The 11,764-nt window shown below is 70.7% G+C and carries 15 protein-coding genes; 8 read left to right on the top strand and 7 right to left on the bottom strand.

The features are described from left to right. A partial coding sequence (locus tag ACWDZ7_RS26610) for a recombinase family protein (RefSeq protein WP_451800369.1) occupies positions 1-569 on the bottom strand: 569 nt, incomplete at its 3' end. 488 nt (positions 570-1,057) lie between these two features. Here ACWDZ7_RS26610 and ACWDZ7_RS26605 point away from each other — a divergent pair. Further along, the gene (locus ACWDZ7_RS26605) at positions 1,058-1,684 is read left to right on the top strand and encodes a rodlin (RefSeq protein ID WP_451800367.1); all 627 of its coding nucleotides are present in this window, start codon (positions 1,058-1,060) and stop codon (positions 1,682-1,684) included. Positions 1,685-1,823: 139 nt separating this feature from the next. Here the strand turns inward: ACWDZ7_RS26605 and ACWDZ7_RS26600 are convergent, their stop codons facing one another. The 4 genes from ACWDZ7_RS26600 to ACWDZ7_RS26585 form a co-directional block, all read right to left on the bottom strand. Continuing rightward, positions 1,824-1,991: a hypothetical protein gene (locus tag ACWDZ7_RS26600; protein ID WP_451800366.1), complete on the bottom strand. Its 168-nt coding sequence runs from the start codon at positions 1,989-1,991 to the stop codon at positions 1,824-1,826. Between the two features lie 346 nt (positions 1,992-2,337). Further along, entirely contained in the window at positions 2,338-2,586 is a 249-nt protein-coding gene (locus tag ACWDZ7_RS26595; protein WP_451800364.1) for a hypothetical protein, read from the bottom strand. Positions 2,587-2,673: 87 nt separating this feature from the next. Next, complete coding sequence (locus tag ACWDZ7_RS26590; RefSeq protein WP_451800363.1) at positions 2,674-2,814, bottom strand: hypothetical protein; 141 nt, start codon at positions 2,812-2,814, stop codon at positions 2,674-2,676. Positions 2,815-2,852: 38 nt separating this feature from the next. After that, entirely contained in the window at positions 2,853-3,173 is a 321-nt protein-coding gene (locus ACWDZ7_RS26585) for a DUF4158 domain-containing protein (protein WP_451800361.1), read from the bottom strand. Positions 3,174-3,668: 495 nt separating this feature from the next. On the opposite strand from ACWDZ7_RS26585, the gene ACWDZ7_RS26580 reads away from it, so the two are divergent. After that, complete coding sequence (locus tag ACWDZ7_RS26580; RefSeq protein ID WP_451800359.1) at positions 3,669-3,806, top strand: hypothetical protein; 138 nt, start codon at positions 3,669-3,671, stop codon at positions 3,804-3,806. Between the two features lie 436 nt (positions 3,807-4,242). Then, positions 4,243-4,419 carry a hypothetical protein gene (locus ACWDZ7_RS26575; protein ID WP_451800358.1) on the top strand — a complete coding sequence of 59 codons (177 nt, stop codon included), beginning with the start codon at positions 4,243-4,245 and terminating at the stop codon, positions 4,417-4,419. Positions 4,420-4,471: 52 nt separating this feature from the next. Here ACWDZ7_RS26575 and ACWDZ7_RS26570 read toward each other — a convergent pair whose 3' ends face one another. After that, positions 4,472-6,556 (bottom strand): sensor histidine kinase, encoded by a 2,085-nt coding sequence (locus ACWDZ7_RS26570; protein WP_451800357.1) that lies wholly within the window; start codon positions 6,554-6,556, stop codon positions 4,472-4,474. A 22-nt stretch (positions 6,557-6,578) separates the two neighbouring features. Between ACWDZ7_RS26570 and ACWDZ7_RS26565 the strand changes: the two genes are divergently transcribed. The 4 genes from ACWDZ7_RS26565 to ACWDZ7_RS26550 all read left to right on the top strand — a co-directional run bounded on the left by ACWDZ7_RS26565 (position 6,579) and on the right by ACWDZ7_RS26550 (position 10,460). Next, positions 6,579-7,286 (top strand): response regulator, encoded by a 708-nt coding sequence (locus ACWDZ7_RS26565; protein ID WP_451800355.1) that lies wholly within the window; start codon positions 6,579-6,581, stop codon positions 7,284-7,286. 325 nt (positions 7,287-7,611) lie between these two features. Beyond that, positions 7,612-8,775, top strand: coding sequence for an acyl-CoA dehydrogenase family protein (locus ACWDZ7_RS26560; protein WP_451800353.1), 1,164 nt, complete (start codon positions 7,612-7,614; stop codon positions 8,773-8,775). Positions 8,776-8,823: 48 nt separating this feature from the next. Further along, complete coding sequence (locus tag ACWDZ7_RS26555; RefSeq protein WP_451800352.1) at positions 8,824-9,954, top strand: zinc-dependent alcohol dehydrogenase; 1,131 nt, start codon at positions 8,824-8,826, stop codon at positions 9,952-9,954. Beyond that, positions 9,951-10,460, top strand: coding sequence for a flavin reductase family protein (locus ACWDZ7_RS26550; protein ID WP_451800351.1), 510 nt, complete (start codon positions 9,951-9,953; stop codon positions 10,458-10,460). The genes ACWDZ7_RS26555 and ACWDZ7_RS26550 overlap by 4 nt, the downstream gene beginning before the upstream one ends. On the opposite strand, the gene ACWDZ7_RS26545 is transcribed toward ACWDZ7_RS26550, so the two are convergent. Beyond that, on the bottom strand, positions 10,442-10,750 hold the full coding sequence (locus ACWDZ7_RS26545) for a hypothetical protein (protein ID WP_451513869.1): 309 nt from the start codon (positions 10,748-10,750) through the stop codon (positions 10,442-10,444). The two genes, ACWDZ7_RS26550 and ACWDZ7_RS26545, sit on opposite strands and share 19 nt — an antisense overlap. A 187-nt stretch (positions 10,751-10,937) precedes the next feature. Here ACWDZ7_RS26545 and ACWDZ7_RS26540 point away from each other — a divergent pair, with 187 nt between their 5' ends. Further along, positions 10,938-11,762 carry an FAD binding domain-containing protein gene (locus ACWDZ7_RS26540; RefSeq protein WP_451800349.1) on the top strand — a complete coding sequence of 275 codons (825 nt, stop codon included), beginning with the start codon at positions 10,938-10,940 and terminating at the stop codon, positions 11,760-11,762. Positions 11,763-11,764 lie beyond the last annotated feature (2 nt).

Here is an 11,764-nt window from a genome sequence, read left to right as displayed (position 1 = left end):
GGACCGTCTACCTGCTGATCAGCAGCTTCAAAGCCCACCTGACCAACACGGCGCAAGATGCCGCCAGTTCGCATCGGATGCGATAGGCGTCGGTTACCCGATACACCAGAAACCCGCCACGGGATGATCTTGCTGGCTACTCGGTCTCCGAGGGCTGGAGGGCCTGGTCCTGGAGACGCTGGCGGAGGTCGGCTCCTTCCGGCGTGAGCGGATCGTCCGGGCGCCGGATGCGGGAGTGGCGGGGACGGGGAATGTCGTCGGCGGGCTGTCAGTTCCGCGGCATCGCGCCCCAGCCTCTTCATCTCGTTCACCGTGAGGATCAGCCGGCAGTGCGGGGCATGGGCCTTGATCTCCCTCGCGGCGGCGAGCGCGGCCTCGAACTGCGGGCGGACCCGCACTCGGGTGCTGATCTTCTCGGCGAAGATTCTGTCTCGGGGGATGCCGTGTCCTGCGAGCGCATCGAGCTGCGACTGGAGTTCCTGGGTGAGGCTGGAGCATCTCGCGTACCCGATGCGGATGTCGGCGCTCGGGGTGTCTGGGTCGACGGGCGCAGGGATGGCGCTCGACATCATCGGCTTCGGACGTGAGGGCGGTCTGAGGGTCCGTCATGGCCCGGGATGCTGTCACAAACCATTCCCAGAACACCGTTTCCGGGAAGGGCCGACTCAGATCGTTCCGCGGGTTTCACGGTCAACTACCGGGCTCGGGTCGCCTGTCTGGCGAACGCGTGAGGCCGCCCGAGATGCCGTCGCATCAGGCCGGGGTGAAAATCGAGGAGGAGAGATGACGCAGACTGGGGCTGCGAGCCGGCTGCAGGACGGACTCCAGGTATGGAGGCCCATCCCCCTGACGGCTACAGAGCGCTGAGCGACATACACGACAGCCGACGACGATCCGAACGCGCACAGCACCGTCGCCCCGAATTCCGGGTGCATCCGTGACGACATGGTGGACGGGTTCCGCTATGTCCACAGGCGTATGGCCGGACGATTTCTTCGCCCGCTTCGGGACCCGCCCCCGAACACTCCCGCCCCTCGGAGGAACCAGAGGAGACATCATGCGCGTTTCCACCGTTCTGACCACGCTTGGCCTGGCGGCCGCCAGCCTCCTGACCGCCGCCCCCACCGCTACAGCCGCCCCACACCCCGACGGCCCCGCCCTCATGCTGATCTCCCAGACCACCGCGAAATGCGTCGGTCTTCCCGACAGCACCGCGCTGAACCGGGGCGTGCCCGGCCTGGCCCTGGTCCGCCTCAACCAGATCCCCGTGCCCGCCTCCCGGGACGCTGTCGGCGACTGCCTCGACAAGGCCGCCAAAGACCCCAACAACCCCGTCAAGGACCTGGCCGACAAGTTCGGAGCCCTCCTGGAACTTACGCCCCAGCTTCCCAAGCCCGAACTCCCCAAGAACCCCTTCGCAGGCTTCCGCGCCGCCGCACCCGGCGACGACGGCCCTCCGCTCGCCCTCCTCGACACCCAGCTCAACAAGCAATGCATCGGCATCCCGATCACGAACGTGCAGAACATCGTCGCGCTGGTCAACATCGGGGTGCAGGACATCCTCAGCTCGGACCAGAACCAGCAGTGTGCCGAGAACAGAACCGAAACCGAGGGGGACCAGCCGCTGTCTCACATCATCGACAAGCTGCCCCTCCTCTCGGATAACGGCGTCAACAACACCTGACCACCCAGCAGCAGCCGCTGGACGGCGCGCTGATGCGTCGCCCTGAAGCAGGGCGGCTGCTACCGAAATCCGCTGTATCGCTGACCCGATCACCCGGGAGCAGATCATGCGAACGGGGCAGGCGTCCCCAGCCGCGCCGTTAGGCTGCCCGTCCAAAGGCCTCGCCGGCCTGGTCTCCGTCGCGGAGCAGGCTGAAGTCGACATCCACGTGCCGGTCGTACGCCTCGGGGTGGATGCCGAGTTCGTGGGTGGAGTACTCGCCGAAGCGGCGGACGTGCTCGGTCAGGTACGCCGAGATGTGGGCCAAGTCCTCTGGGTCGATCTCCCTTGCTCGATGGGGTCGTTGTCAGTGATGACGCCGCCCTGGCCGAAGCCGATCCACTGGAGCGGTCCTTGAGCAGGTGCCCATACAGCAGCACCTCCCAGTAGTTGCCGTGATGGGCGGCGACCTTCTCGATCTGCTCGTACTGCCCCTCGAACCCGCCGAAGCCGTCCACCGCCGCCGCGGGCACCTCCAGGGCGCCGGCCTGCACGCGCAGGGCCTTCGCCATGGTGTGCGGAGCGGGCCCGAGCTCGTCGCCGAGCCGGGCCGTGACGGCGTCAGGCACGGCATCCTGGTCGAGTTCCCCGACTGCCGTCAGGGATCTCGGCGGTCAGCACGGCCGCCTTCTCCCGCGCGGCCTGGACGGGCCCGTCGGCGTCGCGATGTGCTGGAGCACCGTGCGGTAGTTCCCGATCAGCGCCTCGACGATGGCCTGCTGTTGCTCCCGGATGCTCTCCAGCTCCGTCTTGGCCCGCTTGACCTGCAACGCGATCCGCTTGGTGAACATCGTGGTCAGGTCGTCCCGGGCCCGCATCCGCGCCTTGTGCACCAGGCACACCAGCAGCGCGAGCCGCTTCACCAGGTTGTAGTCCCGCGGCCCCGGCGCGTCCGCGGCGTCCGCCTCCTCGGCGAAGTCCGTGATCTTCCCCGAGGCGACGCCAGTCAGTCACACTCCGGCCTCGCCCAGCTCGTCCACCCACCCCAGGTGCTCGGCCTGCAGCTCAAGACCGGCCTCGACCACCTTCTCCAGCGCGATGTTGACCAGGTCCGCCGGACGGTTCTTCGAGACGGCCTCGCACCGCATCACCGCCTCGGCGATCTTCCGGGCCTTCGCCTTGTCATAGATCAGGCCCGTGCGCCGGCGTACGGCGGCCCGCTGCCGCTCCGCCGTACGGTTCGCGGCCTTGGCACCGTGCCCTCCGGCAGGTCCACCGCGCGGCGCACGAAGTCGACCACGATCTCCGGGATCTCTTCCAGCTTCGGGAAGCACCCCATGCGCTGGTACGACTTCAGCGCGAGCAGCTGGGACAGGAGGTGCTCATCGCAGTCGGCACGTGCGGCAGCCCACTCGACCTCGTCACGGCTCGGCGCGAAGAACAGATGCAGCTCATGCGCGGTGATCAGCCGCTTGAACCGCGGATACGCGGCCCTCTCGATCGAGGTCACAACCCACCCCGCCCCGGACGAAACCCGACGTCACCGCCAACGACACTGGGCCGTACGGGTGACGGGCAAGGCCCCAGCCAACCAAGATCATCCCGTGGCGGGTTTCTGGCGTATCTGGATCATGCCCCATGAGGCCTCGCTCCGTGATTCCGCCGGACTCCGCCGCGGCAGTACGCGCATCGCGTACAAGCCGTGTCCGGCCGGGTGAACTCCGTTCACCGCATCCGGCGGACCCGGCACCGGCCCGTCGGCACCGGCCCGCCGTCATGGGTGTTCGAACTGCTCAACAACGCACCCACGGGCCCCTGAGAAGCAGGCCCGACGAGCACGAACCGCCGCTGTACCGGTCGATCCGGAGATCTACTTCTGCCGCGTTCCCCGCCTCTGAGACACGGGCCCGCTGTACGACCCGACCGCCGAGGACGAGACCAGGACCGTCGTCGCGGACACCGAAGGCGCGGGCCGGATACGGCCACTACCTGCCCGCGGCCCGCGATGCGCATCGACGCGGTGGAAGCGCCGGAGGCCCCGGCCGAGCCGGCGCCCGCCGGGGAGATCCGGCGTCGACTGCTGCGCCGCCGCAGCCGCGCCGAGCACCGGCTGCGGACCCTCCCCGACGCCGGCATCGCGTAACTGTCGAAGGTCGTGGCCGACCACGGGTTGCCGTGGCGCACCGTCGTCGGTGCCGCGGCAGCCGCCGACCATGGCAAAGGCAAGGCGCCGCACGGCGCGTTCGCGGTCCGCGGCGCCGCGACCCCGCGCGCGTGGAGAAGCACTCCACCGACGCCCTGGGCCGCGGCCAGGCTCAGCGGCACCACCTCCTCCTTCGGCTACTCCGCCACCCCCGAAACTCGGCGAGGAACTCCCGCGCTGCGTCGGTACGGCAAAGAAGGCGAACGGCACGCAGGCCGCCGCTGGAGCCCCGCGGAGTCGGGCCGCGACTTTCCGCAGTCGGGTCACGAGTGGGATGTGGGGCCCATGTGCCTGGGCGAACGGAGATGAAACGTTTCTTCTGAGGGCGCGCCGCGCTCTTCCGGGGAAACCCCGTTCGCCCACAGGAGGACCCACCATGAGGAACAAGATCATCGCCTCGGCCGTCGCATGCGCCGCAGTCGCCACCGCGGTCGTGGCCAGGCAGGGAAAGCCCCAGGCGGCCCGCGCGTCCGGCACCCCGCAGCCGAGCGGCAAGGGCCGGGCCTGCCCCAGCTGCTGCAAGCCGGGAGCATGCCACAAGGCGGCACCCTGACCGCCCCGCGAGCTGTCGCCCGCTGCCGCGTCCCGCGCGGCAGCGGGCGCTGTCACGTTCGCGCCGTACCGTACGTCGCTCCGATGGACCGGGGCAGAACGGCGCACACCCGGGTGCCGCGCCGCATGCGGTCGATCGTGCAGTGGCCGCCGATCTCCGCGGCCCGCTCGATCATGGAGGGCAGTCCCATGCCACGGTGACGCGGGCCGGCATCGACGCCGATTCCGTCGTCCTGGACGACGAGGGTGAGCCGGTCGTCGTCGACCAGGACCCGCAACTGCGCGCGTGCGGCCCGGGCATGGCGTACGACGTTGTTGAGCGCCTCGGCGGCGATCCGGTAGGCCGCGACCTCGACGGCCGCCGGGAGAGGTGGCAGGGGGGAGGGAGTCAGGTCCATGTCGATCCGGGTCCGGTTCGCGCCGAAGGCGCAGGCCAGCTGGCCCAGGGCGCCGGTGAGTCCCAGTTCGGCCAGCGGCGCGGGGCCGAGGCGTTCGGTGATCCGCCTGACCTCCCTGATCGCCATGCCGAGGTCGTCGCGGACGGCGTGCAACGCCGCCCGGACCGGGTCCTCGGCGGTCAGCCGCGTGGTCGTGTTCTCGACGCGCAGCCGGAGCCCGGCCAGGGTCGGGCCGAGCCCGTCGTGGATGTCGCGCCGCAGATGCCGCCGCTCCTCCTCCCGCGCCGTGAGGATCTGCTCCCTGCTGGTACGCAGCTCCTCCTGCAGACGCAGGGAGGCGAGCGCCGGGGCCGCCTGGTTGGCCAGTGACGAGAGGACGCCGGTGTCCCGGGCATCGAGTGTCGTCTCCCCTTCCCGTACACCGACCGAGATCCGGCCGATGGCGACGCCCTGGTGCAGCAGGTCGAAGTGGCGGGGTTCGGGTCCCAGCCGGCCCTCCCGGGCGAGCAGGTGCGGACCCGCTTGCGTGTGGACGACCAGGGCCGCGCCCGGAAGACGCAGGCTCTCCACGATGGTGGCGCACAGGGTGGCCGGGATCTCCTCGGGAGTGACCGCGCGGCTGATGCGGGTGGCGAGGGTGTGCAGGACTTGGTAGGGGTGCGCCCGGTCGCCGTAGAAGAGGCGGTCCACCAGGCCGGTCGCCCAGGCCATGGTGCGGCGTAGTCCGGCGCCGAGCAGGAAGGCCACGGCCACCAGGACCAAGGCGTCGACGGTCTCGCCGAACGCCAGTCCGGTGACCAGCACGGCGGTCGCGGCGACAAAGCCGGCCGTGAGCAGCGTTCCGACCATGAGCCCGGCGAGCATCCGCCGTGCCGAGCGGCTGATGCGCCAGGAGCCGGTGCGCATCACGAAATGGGCGAAGGACGCCGTCCACAGGGCCGAGCCGAGGACGTACAGGCCGAAGGCGGGCCAGTAGTGGCCGCCATGCAGATAGCGGAAGGCCGACTGGCCGGCCGCCATCACGACGTAACCCGCGGCCAGCAGGAGGATCGGGCGCCGCCGACGCGGCTCGCCGGAGCGCAGGCGTGCCAGCAGCACGGCGACGCCCACGCCGATGAGCAGGTAGTAGGTCACCTCCCAGGCAGTCGCCAGGGAGGCGTCCAGCAGGGCCGCCGTCTCCCCCCACCAGCCGCCGCTGAGGGGATTGGGCAGGCCGAACCGTCCGGGGGCCGCCGCGACGACGAACACCTGCGGCACCATCCACAGGGCGACGGCGGCCACGTAGAGCCGCCACCACCGGCTGGTCAGCCGGCCGTCGGGGAACCACAGCGTCAGCGTGTACCAGACCGTCCCGTAGACCAGATTGCCCAGCATTTCCACCACGGTGACCAGGACGCGCACCGCGGGTCCCGGCTGCTCCACCAGGACGGGGGCGGCCGCCGCGCTCGGCAGGATCGCGCAGACACCGAAGGCCAGCAGCATCCATCCCGCCGGGCTGCCCGGCCGGTGCGCGTGCAGCAGGACGCCTCCGGCGGCGGCCGCCAGCCCGTAGGGGAGGACCGACAGCCCCGGTGCGCTCAGCGCCACCCCGGGAGCGCCCAGGCGCGCCAGGAGGTAGCAGATCCACAGAGCGGTGATGGCGACGGTGCCCGCGGCGCACAGTGTCGCGGCGGCCAACTGCCGCTCCGCAGGCGTTCGCCGCACGGCGCCGACCACCACATAGTCGCTGCCTGAAGTCATGTGATCACCTATAGTAATCGCCGTGGCAGAGGAGAGCGCTCTTGGCGCCGACGCGGACACGATCACCGTCCTGCTGGTCGACGACCACCCGATGTTCCTGGAGGGGCTGCGCGGCGTCTTTCTGCCCCAGGACGGTTTCCGGGTCGTCGGGGTGGCGGGCGGCGCCGACGAGGCCGTCGCGCTGAGCGTCAGCGCCGCTCCCCAGGTGGTCGTCCTCGACCTGGGGCTGCCCGACGGGTCCGGCATCGAGGTCACCAGGCGCCTGCTCGTCGACCGTCCCGACGTCAAGGTGCTGGTGCTGAGCATGTCGGACGACGACGACAACGTCCTGGCGGCGATGCGGGCCGGCGCCCACGGCTATCTGGTCAAGGGCGCGGACCGCGAGGAGATCCTGACGGCGATGCGCACCGTCGCGCGCGGCGGTGCGGTCTTCGGCCCCCGGGTCGCCCTGCGGTTGCGTACGTACTTCGACTCGCTCGCGGCCGCGCCGGGAAGGTCCGCGTTCCCGGAACTGACTCCGCGGGAGCTGGAGATCCTCGATCTGCTGGCCGGCGGGCTGAACTACCGTCAGATCGCCCGCCGGCTGACCATCTCCGACAAGACGGTCCGCAACCACGTCGCGAACATCTTCGCCAAGCTGCAGGTCAACGACCGGGCACAGGCCATCGTCCGCGCCCGCAACGCGGGGCTGGGCGCGGACGCCCCGCCGTCGCCCAGCGGCCAGGACTGAGCACCTACACCCTCGATACGCTCGGTACGCCGATCGCGGTCGGCACACTCTTCTCACGGCGACCTCCTCATGGGACGTCCCCCGCAGGCCAGTCTCGCGCGCCCACGCGCCCGGCCGCGTGGGCCACACAGCTGATCCGCGTCCCGCTCCCGCGCAGAGCCGCGTGCCCCATCCGCCGCCCGGCCCCGTCCCGGCTCCGGTGCGTACGGGAAGAGGCAGCACGGCTCAGGCGCCCGGGACGGCCGGGCCGCCACGGTGGTGACATGCCGATCGCCCTGGCGACGGCGTAACAGTCACAGCGTCACCACGCACAGGAGGTATCACCGTGACCGCCCACACAGTTCACCCACAGCGCCGCCCCACACTGCTCCAGACGGCACCGGCTCCCGACGGCGGCACGCAGTGGCTCGACCGGGTCGACGCGATCGCACCCGTGGTGCGCGAGCACCGGGAGCAGGCCGAACGGGACCGCGTCACCCCGACGCCCGTCATCGACGCACTGCGGGCCAACGGCCTGCACCGCATGTGGGTCGGCCGCCGCTTCGGCGGCGGAAACGTCAGCCTGACCACCGGCTCCGCCGTCCTGCGGCGGCTCGCCCGGCTGGACGCCTCCGTGGCCTGGCAGATGGGCGTACAGGGGGCCATCGGCCGACTGTCCGACTACCTCTCCGAAGCGGCGGCCCACACCGTCTTCGCCGAACACAGCGGACTGGTCGTGGGCAGCGTCCGCCCCGCGGGCCGGGCCCGCCAAGTGCCGGGCGGCTACCGGCTGACCGGCACCTGGCCGTTCGCCAGCGGCTCCGCGCACGCCGACTGGCTGGTGTGCGCCGCACAGGTGCCGGACGGGGCGCCGCGCATGCTCTTCGTGCCCCGGTCGGCGGTCCGCCCGCAGGACACCTGGCACTCGCTGGGCCTGCGCGGCACCGGCAGCAACCACTTCGACGTCGACGACGCCTTCGTACCGGAGGAGTTCACCGTCGACGGAGCGGCGATGCTGCGCCCGCCGCCGAGCCGCGCCTCACGGGCGTACGCCATCGGCTACTACGACTTCGGGCCCTTCACGTCCGCCTCCACGGTCCTGGGCATCGCACAGGACGCGGTGGAGACGTTCCGCGAGCTGCTGTCGGACTCCGCCACCGCTCCCACCGGGACTGTCCACGCCGGCTACGCGCGAGCCCAGATGCGGGTGCGCCGCACGGCTCTGCTGCTCGCCGACGCGGCCCGACGCGTATCGGCCCATGGTCAGGACGGCGGTGAACCGCTCAGCGCCCTGGTCAAGTTGACCGCGGCGACCGTCGCCGAGGACGCCACCGCCGCCGTGGACACCCTCTACGACCTCGCCGGCGCACGCGCCGTGTACACCAGCGGCCGGCTCGAACGGTGCTTCCGCGACATCCACACGGCTGTCAAGCACATCACCTTGTCGTCGGCGCACTTCGAGACCGTGGGCCAGTACCTGCTCGGTGACGGCCCGGTTCTGCACCACTGAAATCCCACCGACACCACTGAAATCCCACTGAACGGAAGAGGCATCACCATGCCGAACATGAAAGCGCTCCAACTCATCGCCCCCCGCAAGACCGTCCTCGCCGAGGTACCCGTCCCCGCGACGCCGCCCGACGGCCTGCTGCTGAAGACACGGTGCGTGTCCATCTGCTCCACGGACATCTCCTTCTTCGAGGGGCACCTCTATCCCTCGGAGTATCCGATCATCCTGGGCCACGAGTACCTCGGAGAAGTCGTCGACATCGGGCCGGAGTTCCGCAGCGCCGTGGACATCTCCATCGGTGACCGGATCGTCTACTGGGGCCAGACCGACTTCGGCGGGTTCGCCGAGTACCGGTCCCTGCGGCCCGTGTTCTCCGGTGAGGACAAAGAGGACCTCTTCTGGGCCGACCGGGACTTCTTCGACGACCGCCGCGCGGCCGCCGTGAAGGTCCCGGACTCCCTCGGCGACCTGGAGGCGTCGTTCATCGAGCCCACCACGGGCGCGCTGCGCTCCATGCTGACCCATCCGCCGAAGGTCGGCGACCGGGTGCTCATCCTCGGCACCGGGCCCATCGGCATCATCGCCGGCAGCGTCATCAAGCGCCTGTTCGCGCCGCACAGCGTGGTGTCGGTCGACGCCAACCAGCGGCGCAACGCGCAGGCCGAGGCGCACTTCTCCGAACGCGCCCATCTCCCCGAGGAGCTGAGCCGCGTACCGGACAACTCCTTCGACTACGTCTTCGACGCCCTGCCCACGGTCAAGGCGACGGACCGCGAGAAGGACCCGCGCAGGCTGGCGATGCGGAAGCTCAAGCCACAGGGGCGGTACGTCCTGTACGGGGCGTCGCAGGAGATGCAGCAGTTCGACACCTGGCTGATGCTGGCCAAGGGCCTCAACATCAGCTCGGCCCCGTTCGACGTCAGCAGCTTCCCCATGCACCGCACGGCCAACGTGATCGTCGCCGCAGCCCACATGCTGGCGACCGGCATCGTGGACGGCAAGGGGCTCCTGTCCACGGTGTGCCCCTTCGACGACTACGACCAACTCGTCGACATCCTGGCCAACTACCGGGCCACGACCGATCTGAAGACCATCGTGGACTTCCGGCCGCCTCTCCTGCTGGAGGCGGGCCCCGGCCGGTCCGGGGAGGACATCCGCGCACAGGAGGACGGCCGATGACCGGCGACCTGGACCGCACGGCCTTCACCCACGCCATGGCACGGGTCCCCGCCCCCGTCACGGTCACCACGACCGTCGACGGGGCGGGGCGGCCATGGGGCTTCACGGCGAGTTCCTTCTCGTCGCTGTCCCTGGAACCGCCCCTCGTCCTGGTCTGCGTCGGCCGTACGGCCAGTGTGTACGGCGCCTTCGCCTCGGCACGCCACTTCCTCGTCAACGTGCTGGCCGCGGACCAGGCCGAGGTGGCCGCCCGGTTCGCCGCGCGGGGCACCGACCGCTTCGCGGCAGGGGACATGGAACCCTGCGAGAGGGGACTGCCGGGGCTGCCCGACGCGGCGGTCCGGGTGGCATGCCGGCTCCACGAGATCGTCGACGGAGGCGACCACGGCATCCTGATCGGCCGGGTCGAGGCCACGTACGTCGGACCGCGACCGCCCCTGCTGTACTGCGACCGCTCCTTCTGCCGCCCGGCGCCCCTGCGTGGCCGTCAGATGGCCATTCCGTAGACGATGGTGAAGAGCGTCCCCAGGGACCCGATGATGAAGACGCCCGTCAGACCGGCGACGATCAGCCCCTTGCCCTGTTCCGCGCTGAACGTGTCGCGGAGCGCCGTGGCACCGATCCGTTGCTTGGCCGCGCCCCAGATGGCGATGGCCAGGCAGAGCAACAGGGCCAGGGCCATGACGACCTGCACCATGGTCTTGGCCTCGGTGCCCAGCGCGCCAAAGGGGCCCCAGTCGGGGGCGACGCCCCCGATGATGGTGGTGATGTCGCCCTTCTCCGCTGCGAGTTGCATGCTGCGCCTCCCGGTTCAGTCCTGGTGTGAACACCGTAGCGAGACGGCCACGGTCTGTACGAAGGAGCGGACCAACGGGTTCGTGTCACCCGCGCTCCCGCGGGACATGATCGCCGGCGGCCGACTTCGCCCCGCGCCCGGAAAGTGAGCATGATGATGGTTGATGCTCAGAGGGATGGAAGGGCGTATGGATCTGACAGCGGTGCGCCATGTGGTGGATGGGCGCGGTCGGCTGCCCTGGCTGCCGGGGGACGCGTGGCTGGCGGGCGGTACGGCACTGTTCGGTGAGCCTCAGCCCACCGTGCGGCGACTGCGGGATCTGGCGCCGTGCGGATGGCGGCCGATCACCGTGACCGGGACCGGCGTCGAGGTGGCGGCCACCTGCACCATCGCCGAGCTGCTGTCGTTCGCCGAGGCGCGGGGCGGGCCCTGGCCGACGGGCCGGGCACTCATCGCCGACTGCTGCCGGGCGTTCTCGTCGTCCTTCAAGGTGTGGAACACCGCCACGGTCGGCGGCAACCTCTGTACCGCCTTGCCTGTCGGCCCCATGATCTCCCTGGCTGTGGCGCTGCGCGGGGAGTGCCGGATCGTGGACCTCGACGGATGTGCGCGGACCGTGGCCGCCGAGCGGTTCGTCACCGGGCCCGGGAGCACGGTGCTGCTGCCCGGCGAGGTGCTGCGCTCCATCATGCTGCCCGCCACCGCACTGGCCCAACGCTGCACGGCGCGCAGGGTGAGCACCCATACGTGGGGCAGGTCGGCCGCCCTGGTGATCGGCACCGACGAACGGCAGACCGGGCGGTGGGCCGTCACCGTCACCGCCGCCACGACACGGCCTGTCCCCCTCTCCTTCGCCCGCAGGCCGTCCGCCCACGCACTGCGGCACACCCTGCGGGAGGCGCTCACCGCAGACCTCCTGCTCGAAGATGTGCACGGACCGGCGGACTGGCGCCGGCACCTGGTCGAACTCCTGGCGGAAGAGGTCAGGTGCGAGCCGGGGGAGGGGCGGTAGGC

This window comes from Streptomyces sp. NPDC003032 (genome assembly GCF_053591415.1).
This window is presented reverse-complemented; position numbering and strand designations above follow the sequence as displayed.